At 67.6% G+C, this 22,895-nt stretch carries 19 protein-coding genes; 5 read left to right on the plus strand and 14 right to left on the minus strand.

The window, feature by feature from the left end:
• Positions 1–219 precede the first annotated feature (219 nt).
• From FDA38_RS26090 to kdd, 7 genes are all read right to left on the minus strand, one after another.
• Complete coding sequence (locus FDA38_RS26090; protein WP_137256785.1) at positions 220–708, minus strand: FxsA family protein; 489 nt, start codon at positions 706–708, stop codon at positions 220–222.
• Between the two features lie 38 nt (positions 709–746).
• Complete coding sequence (gene lnt, locus FDA38_RS26095; protein ID WP_137256786.1) at positions 747–2,318, minus strand: apolipoprotein N-acyltransferase; 1,572 nt, start codon at positions 2,316–2,318, stop codon at positions 747–749.
• Positions 2,319–2,889: 571 nt separating this feature from the next.
• Positions 2,890–3,279: a 3-aminobutyryl-CoA ammonia lyase gene (gene kal / locus FDA38_RS26100; protein WP_137256787.1), complete on the minus strand. Its 390-nt coding sequence runs from the start codon at positions 3,277–3,279 to the stop codon at positions 2,890–2,892.
• Positions 3,280–4,032, minus strand: coding sequence for a lysine 5,6-aminomutase subunit beta (gene kamE, locus FDA38_RS26105; RefSeq protein ID WP_137256788.1), 753 nt, complete (start codon positions 4,030–4,032; stop codon positions 3,280–3,282).
• Complete coding sequence (kamD, locus tag FDA38_RS26110; RefSeq protein WP_137256789.1) at positions 4,029–5,600, minus strand: lysine 5,6-aminomutase subunit alpha; 1,572 nt, start codon at positions 5,598–5,600, stop codon at positions 4,029–4,031. The genes kamE and kamD overlap by 4 nt, the downstream gene beginning before the upstream one ends.
• Positions 5,585–7,171: an amidohydrolase gene (locus tag FDA38_RS26115; protein ID WP_137256790.1), complete on the minus strand. Its 1,587-nt coding sequence runs from the start codon at positions 7,169–7,171 to the stop codon at positions 5,585–5,587. Before FDA38_RS26115 ends, kamD begins: the two co-directional genes overlap by 16 nt.
• A 3-nt stretch (positions 7,172–7,174) precedes the next feature.
• Positions 7,175–8,218: an L-erythro-3,5-diaminohexanoate dehydrogenase gene (gene kdd / locus FDA38_RS26120; RefSeq protein WP_137256791.1), complete on the minus strand. Its 1,044-nt coding sequence runs from the start codon at positions 8,216–8,218 to the stop codon at positions 7,175–7,177.
• A gap of 144 nt (positions 8,219–8,362) precedes the next feature.
• Between kdd and FDA38_RS26125 the strand changes: the two genes are divergently transcribed.
• Positions 8,363–9,826 carry a KamA family radical SAM protein gene (locus FDA38_RS26125; RefSeq protein WP_137256792.1) on the plus strand — a complete coding sequence of 488 codons (1,464 nt, stop codon included), beginning with the start codon at positions 8,363–8,365 and terminating at the stop codon, positions 9,824–9,826.
• Positions 9,827–9,871: 45 nt separating this feature from the next.
• Here the strand turns inward: FDA38_RS26125 and FDA38_RS26130 are convergent, their stop codons facing one another.
• Together FDA38_RS26130 and FDA38_RS26135 are read right to left on the minus strand one after the other, a co-directional pair.
• Entirely contained in the window at positions 9,872–10,537 is a 666-nt protein-coding gene (locus FDA38_RS26130) for an HAD family hydrolase (protein ID WP_137256793.1), read from the minus strand.
• Positions 10,534–10,974 carry an Lrp/AsnC family transcriptional regulator gene (locus FDA38_RS26135; protein ID WP_137256794.1) on the minus strand — a complete coding sequence of 147 codons (441 nt, stop codon included), beginning with the start codon at positions 10,972–10,974 and terminating at the stop codon, positions 10,534–10,536. The genes FDA38_RS26130 and FDA38_RS26135 overlap by 4 nt, the downstream gene beginning before the upstream one ends.
• Positions 10,975–11,045: 71 nt before the next feature.
• Here FDA38_RS26135 and FDA38_RS26140 point away from each other — a divergent pair, with 71 nt between their 5' ends.
• From FDA38_RS26140 to FDA38_RS26150, 3 genes are read left to right on the plus strand one after another with little or no spacing between them, the layout of a single operon-like run.
• The gene (locus tag FDA38_RS26140) at positions 11,046–11,966 is read left to right on the plus strand and encodes a 5'-3' exonuclease (RefSeq protein WP_137257815.1); all 921 of its coding nucleotides are present in this window, start codon (positions 11,046–11,048) and stop codon (positions 11,964–11,966) included.
• The gene (locus FDA38_RS26145; protein WP_137256795.1) at positions 11,963–13,162 is read left to right on the plus strand and encodes a M20 metallopeptidase family protein; all 1,200 of its coding nucleotides are present in this window, start codon (positions 11,963–11,965) and stop codon (positions 13,160–13,162) included. The genes FDA38_RS26140 and FDA38_RS26145 overlap by 4 nt, the downstream gene beginning before the upstream one ends.
• A 48-nt stretch (positions 13,163–13,210) precedes the next feature.
• Positions 13,211–14,005, plus strand: coding sequence for an alpha/beta fold hydrolase (locus FDA38_RS26150; protein ID WP_137256796.1), 795 nt, complete (start codon positions 13,211–13,213; stop codon positions 14,003–14,005).
• On the opposite strand, the gene FDA38_RS26155 is transcribed toward FDA38_RS26150, so the two are convergent.
• The 5 genes from FDA38_RS26155 to FDA38_RS26175 form a co-directional block, all read right to left on the minus strand.
• Entirely contained in the window at positions 13,998–14,987 is a 990-nt protein-coding gene (locus tag FDA38_RS26155) for a nucleoside hydrolase (RefSeq protein WP_202877840.1), read from the minus strand. The genes FDA38_RS26150 and FDA38_RS26155 overlap by 8 nt on opposite strands.
• On the minus strand, positions 14,920–16,242 hold the full coding sequence (locus tag FDA38_RS26160; RefSeq protein ID WP_137256797.1) for an ABC transporter permease: 1,323 nt from the start codon (positions 16,240–16,242) through the stop codon (positions 14,920–14,922). Before FDA38_RS26160 ends, FDA38_RS26155 begins: the two co-directional genes overlap by 68 nt.
• Before the next feature lie 100 nt (positions 16,243–16,342).
• Positions 16,343–18,424 carry an ABC transporter ATP-binding protein gene (locus FDA38_RS26165; protein WP_137256798.1) on the minus strand — a complete coding sequence of 694 codons (2,082 nt, stop codon included), beginning with the start codon at positions 18,422–18,424 and terminating at the stop codon, positions 16,343–16,345.
• Positions 18,421–20,154 (minus strand): ABC transporter ATP-binding protein, encoded by a 1,734-nt coding sequence (locus FDA38_RS26170; protein WP_137256799.1) that lies wholly within the window; start codon positions 20,152–20,154, stop codon positions 18,421–18,423. The genes FDA38_RS26165 and FDA38_RS26170 overlap by 4 nt, the downstream gene beginning before the upstream one ends.
• Entirely contained in the window at positions 20,154–20,825 is a 672-nt protein-coding gene (locus FDA38_RS26175; RefSeq protein ID WP_233714947.1) for a TetR/AcrR family transcriptional regulator, read from the minus strand. Before FDA38_RS26175 ends, FDA38_RS26170 begins: the two co-directional genes overlap by 1 nt.
• Positions 20,826–21,000: 175 nt before the next feature.
• On the opposite strand from FDA38_RS26175, the gene FDA38_RS26180 reads away from it, so the two are divergent.
• On the plus strand, positions 21,001–22,869 hold the full coding sequence (locus tag FDA38_RS26180) for an ABC transporter ATP-binding protein (RefSeq protein ID WP_202877918.1): 1,869 nt from the start codon (positions 21,001–21,003) through the stop codon (positions 22,867–22,869).
• The last annotated feature ends 26 nt before the right edge of the window (positions 22,870–22,895 follow it).

The following is a 22,895-nucleotide window of genomic DNA, read 5'->3' on the forward strand; positions in this document are numbered from 1 at the left end:
CGGTCCGACTGAACCACCAACTGCACAGCCTCTGCCCGAAACTGCGCACTAAACCGCCGACGCTTCTCGGTCATAAACAGATCCTCCTCGCTCCAGAGCACCTGTCCAACAACCTCGATACACCTCATGGGTGGGTGGGAGCGCGCGAAGCAGGCGCGTTGAGGAGCGGAGCGACGAAGGAAGCACCTGCGTAGCCCGCGGGGGATTCCCCGCGCCGGACTACTTCTTGTCCGGGTCGATGACCTCGCCCTGGATGACGTCGTCGGAGGACGACGGTCGAGGCGGGGTGGGCCCGCCGCCCGCGCCTGGGATGAAGCCGCCGAGGCCGGCGCCGCCGAGTTGGGTGGTGATTCGGCGGTTGAAGAAGGACGACATCGCTCGCCGGGCCAGCGGTCGCGTGAACGGGAGTACGAAGAAGAAGCCGAAGATGTCCGTGACGAAGCCAGGCGTCAGCAGCAGCGTGCCGCCGACCAGGATCAGCGCCGCGTCGGACAGCTCCCGCCCGGGCATCTTCCCGGTCTGGAAGGCCGACTGCAGGGCGTTCCACGCGCGCCGCCCCTCACGCTTGATGATCCAAGCCCCGAGGGCGCTCTCGACCAGCAGGAGCGCGACTGTCGGCCAGCCGCCGATGACCTGGCCGATCTGGATGATCACGTAGATCTCCAGGATCGGCACCACCAGCAGTGCCAGCGCGATGAACCAAGGCATGTCTCAACCCTCCGAGCGACTCACCCCAGTGTTACAGGTCAGGCCGGGACCTTCTCGCGAGTCCGGGTGGAATCAGGGGCGGGTGGGGGTTCCTGGTCGCCGCCACGGCGGCGGCGACGGTTCACCAGCGCCAGAACCAGCCCGAGCAGACCGAGGCCGGTGATGATCCACTGCGGCCAGCCACCCAGCGTGGTCGCCAGCGTCTGACCGTCCCGGATCGGCACGGTCGCGACGTACACGTCCGACACGAACTGACCCGACTTGTGCTCGACCGTTCCGTCCGGGCGGATCACGCCGGAGATCCCGCTCGTCGACGCGATCAGCACGGTTCGGCCGGTCTCGATCGCGCGCATGCGGGTGATCGCGAACTGCTGCTCGGGCTGACCGGTCCCGCCGTACGTCGCGTTGTTGGTCTGCACGATCAGGACCTGCGCGCCGCCCTTCACCACATCCTGGATCACGTTGTCGTACGCGAGCTCGAAGCAGATCACGTCGCCGTACGTGACCCCGTTGATCGGCATCACCCCGGGCCCGACGCCCGGCACGGTCTGCGCGCCGATCATCTCGAGCCGCTTGATGTACGGCAGCAGCTGGTTGCGGAACGGGATGTACTCACCGAACGGCACCGGGTGCCGCTTCGCGTACCGCTGCCCCGGCCCGGTGACCGGATCCCACACGATGCCCGTCGTCTGCCGCTCGTTCGGACCAGGCCCCTCGGTCACGGCACCAACAAGGATCGGTACGCCGACCGCGTGCACGGCCTCCTCGATGTCCGCCCGGGTCTCGTCGTCCTTGTACGGGTCGATGTCGGTCGAGTTCTCCGGCCAGATCACCAGATCCGGCTTCATCTCCGTACCGGCCTGGACCCGCTTCTCCAGGTCGAGCGTCGCGTTCATGTGGTTCTTCGTGACCGTACGAGCGCGCCCCAGGAACTCCAGCCCCTTGCCGGGCACGTTCCCCTGCACCATCGCGGCCTTGACGGTCTTGCCGTCGCCCTCGATCGACAGGTGGATCAGCGAGCTCCCGAACACGATCGCCAGCCCTGCGACCAGCGCCACGGCCCGCAACCGCAGCCCGCTGGCGCGACGGAGTACGGCGTACACGAGAACACCGACGAACGCGACGACGAAGCTCAGCCCCGGGATGCCGACGTACGCCGCGAGCTTGCCCAGCGACGCATCGGAGAAGGCCCACGCGAGCCGCCCCCACGGGAAGCCGCCGAACGGCACCGACGCCGTCGCGAACTCGGTCGCCACCCACAGGGCCGGGATCCACAACATCCACAGCCGAAGCTTGAGCACCTGCGTCGCGAACAACCCGAAGACCGCATAGAACAGCCCCTCGAGTACGGCGAGGGCGATCGCCGCATCGCCGCCGATCACGCTCAGCCACGGCACCAGGACCAGGTAGTAGGTGATGCCGAATCCGGCGCCGACGAGGAAGCCGACCTTCATCGAGATGCCGTCCAGCGCGGCCAGCAGCAGCGGTACGGCGACGATCGTCAGCCAAGGGTGATCATGCGGTTCGAACGCGAAGCCGAGCAGTGCGCCGGCGGCGACCGCCACCACCACTCTCGGCAGGACCCGCCCCAGAGCCTTCAATCGGTCCACGCCGTACCCCTTTGTCCTCACATCCCGGCCGATACCGGTCGCACGACCGTACAACGTTCGGGGCACGCGAATGTATCCGGTCAGTAGCCATTGGGCACCGAATGCGGAAAGTGAAGGGGTGTCAGCAGAGTGCGACGAAGCTGAGAAAGCCTCGGGTTCACGGTCGGTAAATAGAGGAAAGAGGCCCAGCGTGCCTTCGGACCAACCGACGATGCGCTGGCTGCGAACCGTCCGGCTGTTGTCTACTGGCCGCCGAGCCTCTTCCACCTCTGCCCCGCGGGGGGCTAACCACCGGCAATCTCAGCCCCCGTCGACTCAAGCCTGGCTCTGACCTGGTCAGCGTCGCGGGATCATCGGTGGCCGAACTTCTTGTGACCGTTGAACAAACGGGATATGACGACTCCCAAAACGATGCTCGCTGGCGGCGACGGTGTCAACCTCTCCCCCGGCTCCTTGAGCCCGTTGTAACACTATCGCCTGTCCTGCAAGGGAAAACGAGGAACCTTCATCCGGGTCACGTTACAGAGCGGTCTCGGCACTCCACGTGATCGTTACCCTGGGCAACCAATCGTCACCCAACCGGTACGACGACGGTTCCCTTTGCGCGTGTGATCACAAGCGGTTCGGCCAGTACTTCGGCGGCCGATTCGGACTTGTCCGGCCGGCCGCGGCAGACGACGTACGCGCTGAACTCGAGGTCGCGGCTGCGGTTCCCGACCCGGGTGATCGTTGCCTTCACCTCCACAACGTCGCCGGCCCGCAGCGGCTGCAGGAACTGCACGTCGGAGTACGACGCGAACAGGCCCTCGTCGCCGTCGGACTGGATGCACACCTCGGTCGCGACGTCACCGAACAGCGCCAGCACGTACGCGCCGTCGACCAGGTTCCCGGCGTAGTGGGCGTGGCTGTAGGGAACATACCGACGATGCGTGGCGGTCAGCCCGATGGTTGCCTTCGACACCTATGCGCTCCTCTTCGCTGGAACCTTCTTCGTCACCAGGGCATCGACCAGGTAGCTGGCCACTTCGCCCGGCGTCGTACCGCGGCCGAAGACCCGGTCGACCCCGAGCTCGCCGGCCATCTGCTCGGTGAAACGGGGGCCGCCAGCAACTAATACCGGACGGGCGTCCTCGGCGTACGCCTCCCGGAAGGCGGCGGACATCTCCTTGGTGTTGAGCACGTGCGCCTCGCGCTGCGTCACCACCTGGGAGACGAGGATCGCGTCGGCCTTGTCGGCCTTCGCGCGGCGTACCAGCTCGGGTACGGCGACCTGCGCGCCGAGGTTCACGACCTTCAGCTCGCGGTAGTACTCCAGGCCCTTCTCGCCGGCGAACCCCTTGATGTTGAGGATCGCGTCGATACCGACCGTGTGCGCGTCGGTACCGATACAGGCGCCGACCACCGTCAGCCGGCGGCGCAGGCCCTTGCGGATCGCGAGGTTGACCTCCTTCGGCGACAGCAGCGGGTAGTCGCGCTCGATCACCTCGACCTTCGAGGTGTCGACCAGGTGGTTCACCGGGCCGTAGACCACGAAGAACGTGAAGTCCGGGCCGATCGGCTTCGAATGCACGACCAGGGCCGGATCCATGCCCATCTTGTTGGCCAGCTGGACCGCGGCACCCTCGGCCCGCTTGTCGTGCGGGACCGGGAGCGTGAACGACAGCTGCACCATCCCGTCCCCGGTGGTGTCGCCGTACGGCCGGATGATGCTCATCGGGAGCCCTCCTCGAGCAGCTCGATCGCCGGGTTGTAGTACTCCGCCGACTTCTTCGCGACCCCGTCCAGACCGCGACCGGCATCCTGGGGACGCTTCATCAACCCGAATGTGCCGTCGCCGATCGCGTTCAGCAGACCGTCGTCGACGATCTCCTCCAGCAGCTCCACCGACTCCCCCAGCACCTGCCGCGCGCGCTGGGCGATGAACCCGTTCGGCTCCGGCCGGAAGTCCTCGTGAAGGTTGCCCGCGGCACCCAACACGTAGCGGACGTTCTGCAGCGCCAGGTCCCGGTCGGAGATCCACGGCGTGACGACCGCCTCGGTCATCATCCCGACCAGCAGGATCCCTTGCCCGGTCATCGCGCCGACCAGATTGAAGAATCCGTCCAGCAGGTACCCGCGGAACACATCGCCGGTCATGTGCCGGGTCGGCGGCATCCACTTGAGCGGCGCGTTCGGGAACAGCTGCCGCGCCAGCATCGCGTGCGCCAGCTCCATCCGGAACGAGTCCGGCAGGTCCGGGTTGATCTCGAACGCGTGCCCGAGACCCAGCTGCCAGTCCTCCAGGCCCGCTTCCTTGGCGAAGTACTCGTTCAGCAGCTGCGAGACCGTCACCGTGTGCGCGGCCTCGACCGCATCGGCCGTGGTCAGGTAGTTGTCCTCGCCGGTGTTGATGATGATCCCGGCGCGGGCGTGGATCTGCCGGCTGAACCGCTGGTCGACGAAGGTCCGGATCGGGTTGATATCGCGGAACAGGATCCCGTACATCGAGTCGTTCAGCATCATGTCGAGCCGCTCGAGCCCGGCCAGCGTCGCGATCTCCGGCATGCACAGCCCGGACGCGTAGTTGGTCAGCCGGACGTACCGGCCCAACTCACGCGAGGACTCGTCCAGCGCGGCCCGCATCAGCCGGAAGTTCTCCTGGGTGGCATACGTTCCGGCGAAGCCCTCGCGGGTCGCGCCCTCGGGCACGTAGTCGAGCAGCGACTGGCCGGTCGACCGGATCACCGCGATGATGTCCGCACCCTCCCGCGCGGCCGCCTGCGCCTGCGGGATGTCCTCGTAAATGTCACCGGTGGCAACGATCAGGTAGATCCACGGCCGCTGCTTCGGGTCGCCGTGCCGCTTGATCAGCCGGTCCCGCTCCCGACGCCTACCGTCGATCCGCTTCATCCCCGCGGCGGCCGCCTTCCGCGCTGCAGTCCGGGCCCGTACGGCGTCGCGTCCCTCGGGCATCCGGAACGTCACCGAGCCAGACGCTGCCTTCTGCGCCAGCACGGCCAGGTCCTCGGCCTCGCCACGGATCAGCGCATCCCACACCGGCAGCGCGAGCCCGTGCTCGAGCCCGACGTCGGCGCGGACGGTGTCGGCGAGGCGGTTGACCCACGGGATGCCCTCTGTGTCGGCACCGGTCAGCCCGGCAAGCCGCAGTACCGCACGCTCGACCGACACGGTGGTGTGCTGCTGGGCGAGGTTGACGATCGGCTTGCCGGCCTTGCGGGCCAGACTGCGCGCCTTCCGGACGGTGACCGGATCAAGGTCGAGCTTCTTCACTGTGACGACCATCCCTCGGCTTCGTAGATCACGCGGCCGCCGACAGCGGTCCGCAAGCAACTCGGCGTACCTTCACTCAGATCCGGCAGCACCGGCACGCCGGCGCGCGGATCCGTCGACCAGGCGGCGACCCGCTCGTCCGGGGTCTGTACGACGAGGTCCGCGTCCGTCTCCCAGATCGCGTACGTCGCTGCCGTGCTCGGCGCGAGTACGCCGGCATCGTCGATCCCCGCGGCCCGCCAACCGCCCCGCGTGTGCGCCTGGAACGCGGCGCGCACGGTGATCCGCTCGGACTTCTCGTGGTGGAACGCGGCCGCACGGACGGCCTCCCAACCGCCGAGCTCCGTCACCGGCGCATCCGATCCGAACGCCAGTACGACGCCTGCGCGGGCCAGCGAACCGAACGGGTTCATGCCCTGCCAGCGGTCGCCGACGCGCTCGGCGTACATGCCGTCCGGGCCGCCCCACAGTCCGTCGAACATAGGCTGCACGCTGGCTACGACGCCGCAGCGGGCAAGCGTGGCGATCGTTGCCTCGTCGACCATTTCGACGTGCTCGAGCCGGTGCCGTGCTGCGACGAGGGCCTGGATGCCGACCTTCTCGGCCGCGAGCTCGAAGCCGCGGGCGATGTTGTCGAGCGCCTGGTCGCCGATGCAGTGGAAGCCGGCCTGGACGTTGCGCTCGGTGCACGCGATCACGTGCTCGGCGATCTGATCAGCCGTCAGGTACGCGTGACCGCGGTGGTCGGCGCGATCGGCGTACGGCGTCTTCAGCGCGGCCGTCCGCGAGCCGAGAGCGCCGTCCGCGTTGAGGTCACCGGCCAGGCCGGCGAGGCCGTACGTGCCGATGTGCTCGAAGACGCCGGGCTCACCCCAGTAGAGGGTTGCCGAGAGCCCCAGTTCCTCAGCAATCTCCCGCACCAGCGGCAGCTCCCAGAGCGGACCGATGTGCGGGGCGGCCATCTCGTGGAACGCGCCGATGCCCTTGCTTGCCATGTGCTGCAAGGCGGCCCGGATGTCCAGCCGACGCTGGTCCGGTCCGATCAGCGCGCTCAACGCGTCCCGCACCGCGTGGTGAGCATCTCGCTCCACTCGCCCAGTGCTGTCAAAACCGGAACCCGTCGCGACCGAGAACAGGGCCGACGAGATCACTCCGGAGTGACCGTCGACGCGGGACAGGTAGATTCGCCGTCCGCCACCTGCGCGATCGAGCTCCTCGGCTGTCGGCGGCCGGCCTTCCGGCCACTTGGTCTCGTCCCAGCCGGCGCCGTCGATCACCGCATGCGCAGGCAGGTCGGCGACGAAGGCAGCCAGGCGATCCAGCGCCTCGGTCAACGACGTCGTACCGGCGAGATCGAGGCCGGTGAGCAGGGCACCAGTCTGTGCGGTGTGGACGTGAGCGTCGACGAACGCGGGTGTGACCAGCTTGCCGCCGAGGTCGATCACCTCGTCCGCGCCATCGGCGTACGAGCTCGCGCCGGTGTCGTCACCCAGCCACGTCACCATCCCGTCGTCGAAGGCGATCGCGGTGGCGTGGGGGTCGGCGGGCGAGTAGACGGAGCCGTTCGTCAGAAGTGTGCGCACGAACTAATCCTCCGCCAGCCTGCTCTCGAACAGACCACGGACACCCGGCTCGGCACGCAACAGCTCCAACGCGAAGTCCGCGTGCCCCGGCACGTACCCGTTCCCGACCAGCATCGTCACATCCGCAGCCAGCCCCTCCGCGCCGAGCGCAGCGGCCGAGAACGACGTCGCCATCGAGAAGAAGATCACCGTGCCGCCGGCGGCGGTCGACAGTACGGCGCCGTGCTCGCAGCCCGGTACGTCGACGCAGACGACGGTGATGTCCACCGGTCCCCCGGCCTCCTCGACAGCCTTGCTGAGCGCCACCGGATCGCGGGCGTCGGCCAGCGCGACAACATCGGCGATCCCGGCCTCGGTCAGCTTGTCCTGCTCGGCCTGGAACGGCACGATCCCGATCGACCGGGCGGCTCCGGCCGAGCGCGCCGCGGCCAGCGACAGCGACCCGGATTTACCTGCGCCGCCAATTACTGACACGACAGGCTTTATGCCTTTGTCGACATACGAACGGACCACGCGAGCGGTCAGCGCGGGTGCCCCGCAGACGTCCATGACGGCCAGCGACAGCTCCGGCTTCAGGTCGTCGGGCAGCTTCGCGACGATCGACCGCGCGAACAGGATCGCGTGACCCTGCGCCGGGACCTGCTCGCTCTTCCCGTCCCAGTCCTTCAGCTCGTCGGTGATCTGCAGCGGGGTCAGCGTCAGCGAGACCAGGGTCGCGACCCGGTCACCCTTCCGTACGCCGAGCGGCGAGTCCGGGCCGGCCTCGTCGACCACGCCGACGAGCATCCCGCCGGAGCCGGTGACCGGGTTCTGCATCTTGCCGCGGGCCTTGACGATGTCCAGGACCGCCCGGCGGATCGCCGTACCGTCACCGTCGTGCGCCTCGGCCAGCTGGCGGTACGACGCGGCGTCCAGGTTGAGCCGCTCGACCGCGATCCGAACCTCGTCGGGCCAGATCTCAGCACGTGCGTCGAGCCTCTCCGCCGCCTGCGGCAACACGCCCGACGGCGCGAGTACACGGTGCAGTCCTACCGGGCTCGATGACACAGGTCCTCCTCGTAACGGTCAGGCAAAATACTACTCAGATCACGCCTTGACGAGAATTCTTGCGGCGTACTGTTGGATCTGAGGGAAGTTCTATCGCTATCCTCACATGAGACCGCATCACCCTGAACCGCCGCGGAGGCACCCGTGACCGATCTGATCACCCCGGAGCTGGCTCGTCCCGAGCCCGGCGACGGCCAGCCGTACGCGTACCGGCGGGCCGAGCTTTTGGAGCCGGACTGGACCCGGCTGCCCGGCTGGAAGGACGTCACGGCCGAGGAGTGGCGCTCGGTGCAGTGGCAGCGGTCGCACTGTGTGAAGAACGTGAAGCAGTTGCGCGACGTGATGGGCGACCTGCTCGAGGACCGGTTCTACGACGACCTGACCCGGGACCAGGCCGAGCGCGCGACGATGTCGATGCTGCTCCCGCCGCAGATGCTCAACACGATCGTGCCTTCCGGAGCGCCCGACTACACGGAGGCCTTCTACGCGGACCCGGTCCGCCGCTACATGCTGCCGGTGTTCAGCGACCGTCGCGCCGACTGGCCGTCGCACCCGCACGCAACCCGGGACTCGTTGCACGAGCACGAGATGTGGGCCACGGAGGGGTTGACCCACCGGTACCCGACCAAGGTCCTTGCGGAGATCCTGCCGACGTGCCCGCAGTACTGCGGTCACTGCACCCGCATGGACCTGGTCGGGAACTCGACGCCGGTGATCGACAAACTCAAGTTCGTCGCGAAGCCGCAGACCCGGCTCGACAACATGCTCGACTACCTGCGCCGTACGCCGGGCGTCCGCGACGTCGTCGTGTCCGGCGGCGATGTGGCGAACATGCCGTGGCCGCGGCTCGAGGCGTTCCTGATGAGCCTGCTGGAGATCGAGAACATCCGCGACATCCGGCTCGCGACCAAGGCGCTGATGGGCATGCCGCAGCACTGGCTGTCGTCCGACGTTCTGGCCGGCGTAGAACGCGTTGCGTCGGTGGCGCGCAACCGAGGCGTGATGATCGCGATGCACACGCACGTGAACGCGGCGCAGTCCGTGACGCCGCTGGTTGCCGAGGCGTCGAAGGCGATGCTCGAGGCCGGCCTGCGCGACGTGCGCAACCAGGGCGTGCTGATGCGCGGGGTCAACGACTCGGTGCACCAGCTGCTCGATCTCTGCTTCGCGCTGCTCGACGGCGCGAACATCACGCCGTACTACTTCTACATGTGCGACATGATCCCGTTCTCGGAGCACTGGCGGGTGTCGGTGCGCGACGCACAGCACCTGCAGCACGGCATCCTCGGGTACCTGCCCGGCTTCGCCACCCCGCGCATCGTCTGCGACGTCCCGTACGTCGGCAAGCGGTGGGTGCACCAGTTGTCGGAGTACGACGAGGTCCGCGGCATCTCGTACTGGAAGAAGAACTACCGCACCGGCATCGAGCAGCAGGACCCGGAGGCGCTGAACCGCACCTACGAGTACTACGACCCGATCGACACGCTGCCCGCCGAGGGCCAGCAGTGGTGGAACCAGCACGCCGGCACGACGCTCGCCGAGGCCGAGCAGCGGGCCGCGGAGTCACGCGCGGCCGCCGAGGCGCAGAAGTTCCTCGACCTCACCTGATCCCGTCTTCGGTGCCACCAATGCAGGGGGTGGCACCGGAGGCGTCTACTGGGCGACTGCCAGCTCGCTCAGCTCGGCGAAGGACTTGATCGTCGGGCCGGGCCAGTGGGGCGCGGAGTTGGCGTGCTCGAGGGTGCGGACGGCGTGCATCCCGAGTGAGGCGGCGGCAGGGAGTTCGTTGTCGTTGCCGTCGCCAACATAGATGCACTCGGTCGGATCGACGCCCAGCGCGTTGCAGGCCGTGACGTAGATGGCCGGCTCGGGCTTGGCCGCGCCGACCTCGGCGGAGAAGGCGGTTGCGTCGAAGTACGGCGCAAGTGGGCTGGCCAGCCATTGGAGCTGGGTTTCGGCGGTGATGTTGCTGACCAGACCTATCCGCCAGCCGGCCGCCTTGAACCTGGCCAGCGTGCTCAGCGTTGTCGCAGGCGCCGCATTGAGCAGGCGCTGGGCGAGAGCGCGCCGGAGACTCGTTGCCTCCTGCACCTGTTCGTCGGTCGGGCTGCCGCCGCAGCGTTCGGCGATCACCCGGAGCGTGTTCGGCAGATCGCCGTACGCGCCGATGAAGCGTTCGTACGACGCCGCGTCGAACTCCTGCTGGAATGCGAGCGCGTCGACGCCGAGGGCAGCGCCCATCCGTTCGTTGACCAGGGCCCGCTCCGCTTCGCCGCCGGGGATCAGCGTGCTGAACAGGTCCGACAGCAGCGCCCTCACAGGGCGGGCGGCCGGCGCTCGTACGGCGTGCTCAGGACGATGGTTGTCGTGGTGGAGACGTTGGCCCGCGCACGGATCACGGCCAGCAGGTTCTCCAGCGCACCCGGCGAGGCGACCCGGACGACGAGGATGTAGCTGGAGTCGCCGGCGACCGAGTAGCAGGACTCGATCTCGCGGACCTCACGGAGCCGCTCGGGCGAGTCGTCCGGCTGGGAGGGATCGATCGGCCGGATCGAGATCAGCGCGGTCAACGGCAGGTCGAGCGCGGTGTGGTCGACGGTCGCGGCGTACCCCTGGATGATGCCGCGCTGCTCGAGGCGTTTCACCCGCTGATGCACCGCCGACGTGGACAGGCCGGTCGCCTTGCCCAGGTCGGTGAAACTCATCCTGCCGTCGGACGCGAGCAGCCCGACGATCTTGCGGTCCAGGTCCTCCATCCTGGAGACCCTACTGCCGCGACGCCCCGGCATGAAAGCATCGCCCTATGGCTGAGACACCCCAGCGCTTGATGCTGCTCGACACCGCGTCGCTCTACTTCCGTGCGTTCTTCGGCGTGCCGGACACTATGAAGGCCGCCGACGGCACGCCGACCAACGCGATCCGCGGGCTGCTCGACTTCATCGCCCGACTCGCCGAGAACCACCGGCCGACCCATCTGGTCGCGTGCTGGGACGACAACTGGCGGCCGTCCTGGCGGGTCGCGCTGATTCCGTCGTACAAGGCGCAGCGGGTCGAGTTCGTGACGCCGAAGGGCGAGCAGGTCGAGGACGTGCCGGACCGGCTCGAGGTCCAGGTGCCGTACATCCGCGAGTGCCTCGAGGCCATCGGCATCGCGATCGTCGGCGCGCCCGACCACGAGGCCGACGATGTGATCGGCACGCTGTCGCACCAGGCGACGATGCCCGTCGACGTGGTGACCGGCGACCGTGACCTGTTCCAGCTGATCGACGACAGCCGCGGGATCCGGATCGTGTACACGGCTGCGCGCGGCGTCGGCCGGGCCGAGGTGTACGACGAGAGGGCGCTGCTGGCGAAGTACGAGATCCCCGCTCAGCGGTACGCGGACTTCGCCACGCTGCGCGGGGACGCGTCCGACGGTCTGCCCGGCGTGAAGGGGATCGGCGAGAAGACGGCCGCCGCGCTGGTCACGGCGTACGGCGATCTCGACGCGATCCGCGCTGCCGCAGCCGACCCGGGTACGCCAATGGCGCCTGGGGTGAAGAAGAAGATCCTCGCGGACAGCGACTATCTGGACGTCGCGCCGAAGGTGGTCGCGGTCGCGAAGGACGCGCCGGTCGGGACGTACGACGCGCGGATCCCGCAGGAGATCAAGGATCCGGAGCGGTGGCTCGATCTCGTCGAGCTGCTCGAGCTCGGTGGTAGCGCGCAACGGGTGATGTCTGCGCTCGACCTGGGACCGAAGGCATGAGCCGCACGCGTGAGCTTGCCGAGACGTTCCGGGACGAGATCGTCACGTTGCGGCGGGCGTTGCATCAGGTGCCGGAGTTCGACCTCGAGCTGCCGAAGTCGCAGCAGCTGATCCTGGATGCGCTGGCCGGGTTGCCGTTGGAGATCACGCTCGGCAAGGAGCTGTCGTCGGTGACCGCCGTACTGCGGGGCGGTGGCGGGCCTGGTCCGGTCGTGCTGTTGCGGGGCGATATGGATGCGTTGCCGGTGACCGAGCGGACCGACGTGCCTTATGCCTCGCAGCATCCGGGGATGATGCATGCCTGTGGCCACGACCTGCACGTCGCGGGGCTGGTCGGTGCCGCGAAGGTGTTGTCTGCTTTGCAGGCTGAGCTGCCGGGCGATGTGGTGTTCATGTTCCAGCCCGGTGAGGAGACGTCGGGCGGGGCGCCGATCATGATCCGCGAAGGGGTGCTCGACGCGGCCGGCCGGCGGGCGGACGCGGCGTACGGGCTGCACGTCGGGTCGGCGTCGCAGCCGTTGGGAATGTGGAGCAGCAAGCCGGGCTCGTTCATGGCGGCGGCGGATCAGCTGCATGTGCGGGTGGTCGGTGCGGGTACGCACGGGTCGACGCCGTACCGCGGGAAGGACCCGATCCCGGTGCTGTGCGAGATCGTCGGGGCGCTGCAGACGATGATCACGCGGCAGTTCGACGTGTTCGACCCGGTCGTGCTCACGGTCGGGCGGATCGCGGGCGGGACGAAGGAGAACATCATCCCGGATGATGCGTTCTTCGACGCGACGGTCCGGACGTTCTCCGCCGAGAGCCGCGCCAAGGTGCAACTGGTGTCGGCGCAACTCGTCGAGTCGATGGCGGCTGCGCACGGGTTGAAGGCCGAGGTCGAGTACGTCGTCGGCTATCCGGTGACGGTCAACAACGCCGCGGAGTACGAGTTCGCCCGCGAGACGATCGTCGACCTCTTCGGCGCCGACCGCTTCCGCGAACGCGCCAACCCACGCTGCGGCGCGGAGGACTTCTCCTACATCCTCGAGGAGATCCCCGGCGTCTACCTCAACCTCAGCGCCTGCCGCTCCGCCGACCCGGACGCCGCCGCCGACAACCACTCCCCCTTGGCCGACTTCGACGACTCGATCCTCCCCGACGGCGCCGCCCTGCTGGCCGAACTCGCCGTACGACGGCTGAACCGCGCGGGGTAGGGAGAATTCCCGATATGCGGGCGGTCCGCGATTCAGCAGACTGCCCGCATGTCCTTCGTGAACGTCCCCGACGGTTACCTGTACTTCGAGCAGCACGGTGAGGGTCCCGACGTCGTACTCCTGAACGGCGGACTCGCCGACGTCCGCATGTGGTCCTCGACGATCGATTGGCTCGCCGAGACCCACCGCGTAACGACGTGGGACTACCGCGACAACGGCCTGTCGTCGACGACGGATGCGCCGTACGACGAGATCGCCGACCTGGCCGCGGTCATGGATGCGGCCGGCGTACGACGGGCCGTCCTGATCGGCGTCTCCGACGGCGGCCGCCGCGCCCTCGGCTTCGCGCACCGCCACCCGGACCGGGTCTCGCGGGTAGTCGTCGCCGGCGGATCCTTCGGCGAGTTCCCCGACCCGACACCGGAGGAGGAAGCAGCCCGCGAGGTGATGCGCGCCCATTTCGCCCGCCTGGCCGAGCTCCTCGAATCCGACGGCATCCCCGCAGCCGCCGACCACGACGTCCACGGCTGGTGCCCGGTCGTCCCGGAAGCCGACCACCGCCTACTGGTCGGCCTGGCAATCGCCAACTCCCGAGTCCTCACCATGCCCGTCCACCACGGCGTCGAACTCGATCCCCCGGTGAAGCACCGCTTCCCCGAACTCACGATCCCGATCTCGGTCCTCATCGGCGCCCAAGACTTCAAAGGCACCCAACTCTGGGGCCACCGCCTCGCCACCCAAGCCCCCAACACCACCCTGACCGCCCTACCCGCCGCCGACCACATGCCAATGTTCTCGGCCCCTAAGACGTTCCGGCAATTGATCACCGACGCGGTTAACTGAAGGCGATGTCCAGCCAGGACATGAACGCGGAGTAGTCGGCGGACACTGACATGACTATCTCGGTTCCATCGTCGCTTCGGGTCATTCGCGCGATCGAGTCGAGCGCGACCCGCTCGCGGACGAATCGGACGCCGGGCCAGAGCATCGCGGCAGCCAACGCCAACGCGTCGTGCTGCATCGTGCCCGGGTACTTCGCCATCCAGCGATCGCAGTGTTCCCGGAGCACCCACTCGAACGGGCGGGCGTCGGGTTGTGCCCAGCGCTTGTAGAGCGGGGAATCCCTGGTGATCTCCATTGCCGGGTTGAAGGTCACGTCGGACACCACGAACGTCGGCAACCACGGCTCGAGGGCCGGCACCATCCGGATCGCTGCGTCCGGATCCACCCGGAAGTTGTGTTCCGCCCGCGACGGATCCCGGTAGTTGATCGCCCCACCCATCTGCGTCACGGCAAGCTGCGAGACCAGCTCAGGCCGCTCTGCCTGAAGCGTGGCGAGGTTGGACAACGGCCCGATTCCCACCCACCGGATCCGCCCGTCCGTCGCCTCACAAAGCTCACTCACCGCCCCCACCACGTCAGTCCCCTGCCGCGGCACCTCTCCCGGACACAGCCCGTCCACCACCCACATCCGGCTGTTCCCCAGATCGGATCCCGCCACCACCCGAACATCCGTCCGCCCCACGAGATCCAGCAGATACCGCGCAAACCGAGCCCGCTCCCCGCCGTACTCGTCGCTCGTGACCACGAGCCGCAGCTCAGGCACCAAGCGCGCAGCAACAACCAACGCCACGGTGTCATCAGGATCCCCACCGATATCGCTATCGATGATCATCGGCGCCCGAGCAATCGCGGGCACGCCGACGGCCGGCGGCGGCCCACCCTGTACCAGCGGACCAGCAAGCTCCTCGAACTCCTCAAAGCTCACGCTCGTCCCGGCGATCGCCGTCCACTCGTCCTCGGGATCCACGTCCCCGCCACCCATCGCCACCTCCGCTGATCCGCATGGAATTGAACACATTCTCCACGAACACCCGTTTGTCGCCGTCGCTCCCGCACCGCTCGTACGCAGCCCAGATCGCCTCCCGGTCCCGCTCCGGCACCTGTCCGCGATCCAGCGTCTTCTGCAGCGCGTCAGCCTGCTGCTTGTCGCCCCGGTGCACGAACGAGTCGAGGAACTCCGCGAGCCGAGGATCCGGCGACCGGTCGCCGATCCAGGCGCGGACCTCGCTCCGAAACCGGGTGGCCCAATCGTCCAGCCACGACCGATAGTTGCCCCCGGCATCACGCAGTACGGCGACATCCCGGGCCAGGTCCGCCACCGCCATCAGATTCACCACCTTGACGCCCTCGCGGACCCGCAGATCCCGCAACCGCGGCGACACCCGTCCTCCACTCAAACCCTCCAGGAGTATCGGATGGTGACGCTGACCGGACTGCTCAGGCCTGCGACCACCGATCCGCACCGGACTCGACATCGGCCCGTCGAGCATCTCCTCGATACTGTTCAACGCAAGCTGATGTGCGAACGTCTTCGACTCATCGGCCGGCAACTCGTAGAACGGCCGTCCCTGCCGAGTCTCCGAGGCGGAGAGGTGAACCTCGTATCCCTTCTTGCTCCCGGGATGCGGGTCGTACGGCGATTCGCCGAGGAACGCGTACCGCCCGCTGAAGGTCGTCTCCGGGTAGACCGCCGAAAGCAACTCCTGCACCGTGCCCTTGAAGCTCGTGTCGAACACAGTCACTCGACTGTCCGGCCGGCCGACAGGGACGCGGTTCGCCTGTAGGTAATCGGTCAACAGGCGAAACCCACCGACCGTGTCAGCAGGATCCACGCGGGGCGCCACCCGGCGGAAGCCGTCAACCTGCGGAAACCGGAGCCCCTGATGATGCTCCAGGTCCTGCAACGCGTTCTCGACGAGCGCGCGTGACAGCACCAGATTCGACGCGTGCCGGCGGAAGAACTGCCCGTCCAGCCGCGCCATCGCCAGCGCAAGGTGATGTCCGTCGCGACCGAGGGCGACGATCCGGTCAGCACGACGCTCCGCGACGTCAGCCCGAAGGTCGGCAAGCATGTCGTCGGCGACTCTGACCATCAGCGGCGCTGGAAACTCGTACGCGACGAGATAGGCGTCTCGCAGCGTCATCTTGTCTGCGGCCTCAGAGATCTTCAGCTTTGTCGCGACTCGTACCGCAGCTCGGGTGCTGCGTTCTCGGGCGTGGTCGGCGCTCGTGGGCATGACTCAAGTACCGCATAGTTCGCGGTTGCGCCGCGGAAGTTATCCACAGGGCTGAACGCAGGACGGGGACGCCGGTTCGCGTCCCCGTCCTGTTGGGGGGTTAGCGGGCCATCGGGCGGCCTGCCGGGGCCGCGGCCGGGGCGGCCAGGGCTGCTGCCTCTTCGTCGATGTCTACTACGGCGCCGCTGAACTGGGCGTTGTAGAGGCGGGCGTAGGCGCCGTCGAGGGTGAGGAGTTCGTTGTGGTTGCCCTGTTCGACGATTGCGCCGTTCTCCATGACCAGGATCAGGTCGGCGTCGCGGATGGTGGAGAGGCGGTGGGCGATGACGAAGCTGGTCCGGTCGGAGCGCAGGGCGGCCATGGCGCGTTGGACCAGGACCTCCGTGCGGGTGTCGACCGAGCTGGTGGCCTCGTCCAGGATGAGCAACTGCGGGTCGGCCAGGAACGCGCGGGCGATGGTGAGCAACTGCTTCTCACCGGCGCTGACGTTGCTGCCTTCCTCGTCGATCACCGTGTCGTACCCGTCCGGCAGGCTGTGCACGAAGCGGTCGACGTACGTCGCCTTCGCAGCCGCGAGCATGTCCTCCTCGCTCGCGTCCAGGTTGCCGTACAGGAGGTTGTCGCGGATCGTGCCGCCGAACAGCCAGGTGTCCTGCAGCACCATCCCGATCCGCGAGCGCAGGTCGTGCCTGGTCAGCTCGGTGATGTCGACACCGTCGAGCGTGATCTTGCCGCCGTTCAGCTCGTAGAACCGCATGATCAGGTTGACCAGCGTCGTCTTGCCGGCGCCGGTCGGGCCGACGATCGCGACCGTCTGCCCGGGCTCCGCGACCAGGCTCAGGTCGGTGATCAGCGGCTTGTCCGGGTCGTACGAGAACGACACGTGCTCGAACTCGACCCGTCCACGCGAATCGGTGACCTTCTCCGGCGTCGCGTCGTCCGGGATCTGCTCCTGCGCGTCCAGTACTTCGAACACCCGCTCCGCGGACGCCACACCCGACTGCAACAGGTTCGCCATCGAGGCGACCTGGGTCAGCGGCTGGGTGAACTGCCGCGAGTACTGGATGAACGCCTGCACGTCGCCCAGCGACATCGTGCCGGACGCGACCCGCAGACCGCCGAGGACCGCGATCACCACGTAGTTCAGGTTCCCGATGAACATCATCACCGGCATGATCAGCCCGGAGATGAACTGCGCCCCGAACGCCGCCTGGTACAGCTCGTCGTTCTTCTTCGCGAACTCGGTCTCGATCTCCTTCTGCCGGCCGAAGACCTTGACCAGCTCGTGCCCGGTGAAGGCCTCCTCGATCTGCCCGTTCAGCGCACCGGTGTGACGCCACTGGGCGATGAACCGGACCTGGGAGCGCTTCGCGATCGCCGCGGTCAGGACCATCGTGATCGGGATCGTCACGAGCGCGATCAACGCCAGCACCGGAGAGATCACGAACATCAGCGTGATCACGCCGATCACCGTCAACAGCGAGGTGAGCAGCTGGCTCAGCGTCTGCTGCAGGCTCGTGGAGATGTTGTCGATGTCGTTCGTCACCCGGCTGAGCAGCTCACCGCGCGGCGCACCGTCGAAGTAGCTCAGCGGCAGCCTGTTCAGCTTGTCCTCGACGTCCTTGCGCAGCGACAGGATCGTCCGCTGGACGACGCCGTTCAGGATGTAGCCCTGGGCCCAGGAGAGGAAGAACGCGCCGGCGTACAGCGCCAGGACCAGCAGCAGTACGTTGCGCAGGGCATCGAAGTCGATGCCGACACCCGGGACCAGGTCGATCCCCTGCAGCAGGTCCGCGAGCCGGCCGTTGCCGGAGGCCCGGGTCTGCTCGATCACCTGCGCCTTGGTCAGACCGCTCGGCAACTGCTTGCCGATGGCGCCGGCGAAGATGATGTCGGTCGCGCGGCCGAGGATCTTCGGGCCGAGCACCGACAGACCCACGCTGCAGATCGCCAGCAGGATCACACCGGACACCTGCATCCGGTGCGGGCGCAGCCGCCCGAGCAACCGCTTCGCCGACGGCAGGAAGTTCATGGACTTGTCGCCCGGAATACCTCCGGGCGGACCGAACCCGCGACCGGTCGTCGGCCGTTCAGTCGCCTTGACAGCCTTCGGCGCTTGTCCGTTCGGGGACTGTCCCTCCGGAGCTTGTCCGTTCGGGGACGGCTTCTGTTCCTCGCTCATGCCGCCTCCTCCGCGGAACGCTGCGACTCGACGATCTCGACGTACGTCGAACACGTCTCGAGCAACTCGTTATGCGTACCTCGGCCGACGATCGCGCCGTCCTCGATCACCACGATCTGGTCGGCGTCGATGATCGTCGACACGCGCTGCGCGACGACCACCACACAGGCATCTCGGGTGACCGGCCGCAGCGCCGCCCGTAATCGAGCGTCGGTCGACAGGTCAAGCGCCGAGAACGAGTCGTCGAACAGGTAGATCTCCGGCTTGCGGACCAGCGCCCGCGCGATCGCGAGCCGCTGCCGCTGACCACCGGACACGTTCGTGCCGCCCTGCGCGATCGGCGCTTCCAGCCCTTCGGCCATCGCCTCGACGAAGTCCTTGCCCTGGGCAATCTCCAGCGCCTCCCAGAGCTCCTCGTCGGTCGCTTCCGGATTGCCGTACCGCAGGTTGCTGGCGACCGTCCCGGAGAACAGGTACGGACGCTGCGGCACCAGGCCGATCCGCTCCCACAGCGCCTCCGGCTCGATCTCCCGTACGTCGATGCCGTCGACGAGCACCCGCCCCTCGGTGGCGTCGAACAACCGCGGCACCAGCGAGAGCAGCGTCGTCTTGCCTGCGCCCGTACTGCCGATGATCGCTGTCGTCTGCCCCGGTGAGGCGACGAGGTTGATGTCGTGCAGCACCGGCGCGGCCGCACCCGGGTACTTGAAGGATGCATGCTCGAACACGAGCTGCCCGCGACCCGTGAAGGACCTGATCGGCGTGACCGGCGGCCGCACCGACGAGTCCGTCTCGAGTACCTCCTGGATCCGGTCCGCGCAGACCGATGCGCGCGGCACCATGATCATCACGAACACGCCCATCATCACCGAGAACAGGATCTGGATCAGGTAGCTCAGGAACGCGGTCAGCGCGCCGACCTGCATCGTCCCGTCCTCGATCCGGGAGGCGCCGAACCACAGCACCGCCACGCTCGACAGGTTCAGGATCAGCATCACGGTCGGGAAGATCAGCGCCATCAGCCGGCCGGCCTTGATCGCGGTGTCGGTCAGGTTCTGGTTGGCCTCGCCGAAGCGCTCGACCTCGTGCGGTTCGCGGACGAACGCCCGGACCACCCGGATGCCGGTGATCTGCTCGCGCAGTACCCGGTTCACCCCGTCGATGTTCTTCTGCATCTTCCGGAACTGCGGGACCATCCGGCTCGCGATGAACCCGACGCAGGCGGCCAGCAGCGGTACGGCGACGGCCACCAGCCAGGACAGGCCGACGTCCTGGCGGACCGCCATGATCACGCCGCCGATCATCGTGATCGGCGCCGCGACCAGCATCGTCGTGGTCATCACGACCAGCATCTGGATCTGCTGTACGTCGTTGGTGCTCCGCGAGATCAGCGTCGGCGCGCCGAACTGGTTCACCTCGCGGGCGGAGAACTCACCGACCCGGTGGAAGACGGCCGCCCGTACGTCGCGACCGAACAGGGCGGCCGTTTTCGCACCGAAGTACACCGCCGTGATCGTGCAGAGGATCTGCACCAGGCTGACCGCGAGCATCCAGCCGCCGGTGCTCATGATGTAGCCGGTGTCGCCCTTCGCCACGCCGTTGTCGATGATGTCGGCGTTGAGAGTGGGCAGGTAGAGGGAGGCGATCGTCCCGACCAACTGCAGGACCACCACCAAGGACAGGTTCCCCGCGTACGGACGCAGGTGCGTACGCAAGACGCGAATCAGCATCAAATATCCCCAGAGTCGTGATGGTTGGCGCCGCCGAGCGCGTACTCGACGATGCCGTCCGCGGCCGGCGGCTGATCTGTCCCGCGCTTGCGGAGACCGTCGAAGGCGAAGTCGACGATCTCTTCGGCGGTCAGCACGTGGCCGGCGGAAATCATTGGGTGGGTGGCGGAGAAGGTCAGCAGCCCGATCATCCGGACCACCTCTTCGGGTGGGACCCGCAACTGGTCCGCGTCCGGCCGGAGCAGGTCCGCGAAGGCCTCGTTGGCCAGGTCGGACAGCCGCTGCCGCCGGGCCTCGTCCATCGGCGTGGCGTGTTTGAACTCCGGTGGCCGGCGGATCCGCAGCGCGAACAGCAGTTTGAACACGCCGCGCAACCGCTTCTGGCCGATCTCGACCGCCGCGATCGTGCGCTCCCGCAGCGGTAATGAACGGTCGACCTGCTCGAGTGCCCGGACCATGTCGGACGTGTCGAACACGGTCGCCATCGCGGCCTCGATCAATGCGTCCTTGCTGCCGAACGCCCGGAAGATCGTCCCCTCGGCGATCCCGGCCGCCTCGGCGATCTGCTTGGTGCTGACCTCGGCCCCGAACTCCTCCAGCAGCGGCAGCGCAGCCTTGACGATGGCCGCGCGTCGCTCCTCGGGTGGCAGTGGCGTCGCTCGTGGTGTCACGGAACCAAGGTAACTGAGTGAGTACTCACTCACAACTACATTTCTCCCGCGGTTCCGCGTAGGCCGTTGACCTCGACCTTTGTCGAGGTTCTAGCGTCGGGTTTTGTCGGTGGCGCACGGCATCATCGACGGTCCCTGATCGATCGAACCTGCGGAGCTCGCTGTGAGTATGGAAATGACCGCGTGGAACTCGCTGTACCACGCGATGCACGCGCAGGACGAGAAACGTCCCTTCTCCAAGGCGACCCTGCGGCGGATCCTCGCGTTCGCGCAGCCGCACCGCACCCAGCTGATCTGGTTCCTCGTGATGAGCGTCGGATCGGCGGTGCTCGCGGTCGCGACTCCGGTGCTGGCCGGCGAGGTGGTCAACGCGATCGTCGGCGGGAAGGCGTTCAGCGTCGTACTGCGGTTCGCGGTGCTGATCGCGGTGATCGCGATCGCGGAGGCCGGGCTGAGCATGCTGACGCGGTGGTTGTCGGCGCAGATCGGCGAGGGGTTGATCCTCGATCTGCGGACGGCGGTGTTCGACCACATCCAGCGGATGCCGATCGCGTTCTTCACCCGGACCAGGACGGGCGCGCTGGTCTCCCGGCTGAACAACGACGTGATCGGGGCGCAGCGTGCGTTCAGCGACACGTTGTCCGGCGTGGTCGGCAACCTGGTGATGCTCGTGCTCACACTTGTCGTGATGCTCCGCGAGTCGTGGCAGATCACTCTGCTCGCGCTGGTGATCCTACCGGTCTTCGTCATTCCGGCGCGGCGGGTCGGGCATCGGCTGGCGTCGCTCGAGCGCGAGGCGGCGAACTACAACGCAACGATGAGCACGCAGATGACCGAGCGGTTCTCGGCGCCGGGTGCGACGTTGGTGAAGTTGTTCGGGCGGCCGGCGCGGGAGTCGCTGGAGTTCGCGATCCGGGCGCGGCGCGTGCGGGACATCGGCGTACGGACGGCGATGGTGCAGTGGATCTTCGTGACGGCGTTGACGTTGGTGTCTGCGCTTGCGCTGGCTGTTGTCTATGGGCTGGGTGGGTTCTATGCGCTGCGGGATCAGCTCGACGCGGGTGCGGTTGTGTCGATGGCGTTGCTGCTGACGCGGTTGTATGCGCCGTTGACCGCGCTGGCGAGTGCGCGGCTCGAGGTGATGACGGCGCTGGTGAGCTTCGAGCGGGTCTTCGAAGTACTGGATCTCGAGCCGCTGATCAAGGACAAGCCGGACGCCGGCCGGGTTCCTGAGGGGCCTGTGGCGGTGGAGTTCGCCGGTGTGAGTTTTGCGTATCCGTCGGCGGACAAGGTTTCGCTCGCGTCGCTTGAAGAGGTGGCGAAACTCGACACGCGCGGTGGGGTCGAGGTGCTGCACGACGTCTCGTTCCGGGCCGAGCCGGGGCAGATGGTCGCGCTGGTCGGGTCGTCCGGTGCGGGGAAGTCGACGATCGCGCAGCTGATTCCGCGGTTGTACGACGTGGATTCGGGTTCGGTGAAGCTTGCCGGCGCCGACGTACGGGATGTGTCGGCGGAGTCGTTGCGGGCGACGCTCGGGATGGTGACGCAGGACGGTCATCTCTTCCACGAGTCGATCCGGGAGAACCTGCTGCTCGCGCGGCCCGAGGCGTCGGAGCAGGATCTCTGGGATTCGCTGGAGCGGGCTCGGTTGGGTGAGCTGATCCGGTCGTTGCCTGATCAGCTCGACACGGTTGTCGGTGAGCGTGGGTATCGGTTGTCGGGCGGCGAGCGGCAGCGGTTGACGATCGCGCGGCTGCTGCTCGCACAGCCACGGGTCGTGATCCTCGACGAGGCGACCGCGGCATTGGACTCGACGAACGAGGCAGCGGTGCAGGCCGCGCTGACGGAGGCGCTCGCTGGTCGTACGGCGGTGGTGATCGCGCACCGGCTGTCGACGATCCGGGCGGCGGACCAGATCCTTGTGATCGAGTCCGGGCGGATCGTTGAGCGCGGTCGGCATGCCGAGTTGCTGGCGGCCGGCGGGCGGTACGAGGAGCTGTACCGCACGCAGTTTGAACAGCCAGGAGAGACTGTCCCGGTCTGATCTGTTGGATGAGTCGCCAAGGAGGT

It is taken from the genome of Kribbella jiaozuonensis (assembly GCF_005233875.1).
Taxonomy (GTDB): domain Bacteria; phylum Actinomycetota; class Actinomycetes; order Propionibacteriales; family Kribbellaceae; genus Kribbella; species Kribbella jiaozuonensis.

What these genes read in the sequence shown, in the direction of transcription:
- FDA38_RS26090 (WP_137256785.1), bottom strand. Translation starts at nt 708, where the DNA reads ATGCCTTGGTTCATCGCGCTGGCACTGCTGGTGGTGCCGATCCTGGAG.
- kamE (WP_137256788.1), bottom strand. Translation starts at nt 4,032, where the DNA reads ATGAGCATCATCCGGCCGTACGGCGACACCACCGGGGACGGGATGGTG.
- kamD (WP_137256789.1), bottom strand. Translation starts at nt 5,600, where the DNA reads ATGGTCGTCACAGTGAAGAAGCTCGACCTTGATCCGGTCACCGTCCGG.
- FDA38_RS26135 (WP_137256794.1), bottom strand. Translation starts at nt 10,974, where the DNA reads ATGGAGGACCTGGACCGCAAGATCGTCGGGCTGCTCGCGTCCGACGGC.
- FDA38_RS26140 (WP_137257815.1), top strand. Translation starts at nt 11,046, where the DNA reads ATGCTGCTCGACACCGCGTCGCTCTACTTCCGTGCGTTCTTCGGCGTG.
- FDA38_RS26145 (WP_137256795.1), top strand. Translation starts at nt 11,963, where the DNA reads ATGAGCCGCACGCGTGAGCTTGCCGAGACGTTCCGGGACGAGATCGTC.
- FDA38_RS26150 (WP_137256796.1), top strand. Translation starts at nt 13,211, where the DNA reads ATGTCCTTCGTGAACGTCCCCGACGGTTACCTGTACTTCGAGCAGCAC.
- FDA38_RS26155 (WP_202877840.1), bottom strand. Translation starts at nt 14,987, where the DNA reads ATGGGTGGCGGGGACGTGGATCCCGAGGACGAGTGGACGGCGATCGCC.
- FDA38_RS26160 (WP_137256797.1), bottom strand. Translation starts at nt 16,242, where the DNA reads ATGCCCACGAGCGCCGACCACGCCCGAGAACGCAGCACCCGAGCTGCG.
- FDA38_RS26165 (WP_137256798.1), bottom strand. Translation starts at nt 18,424, where the DNA reads ATGAGCGAGGAACAGAAGCCGTCCCCGAACGGACAAGCTCCGGAGGGA.
- FDA38_RS26170 (WP_137256799.1), bottom strand. Translation starts at nt 20,154, where the DNA reads ATGCTGATTCGCGTCTTGCGTACGCACCTGCGTCCGTACGCGGGGAAC.
- FDA38_RS26180 (WP_202877918.1), top strand. Translation starts at nt 21,001, where the DNA reads ATGACCGCGTGGAACTCGCTGTACCACGCGATGCACGCGCAGGACGAG.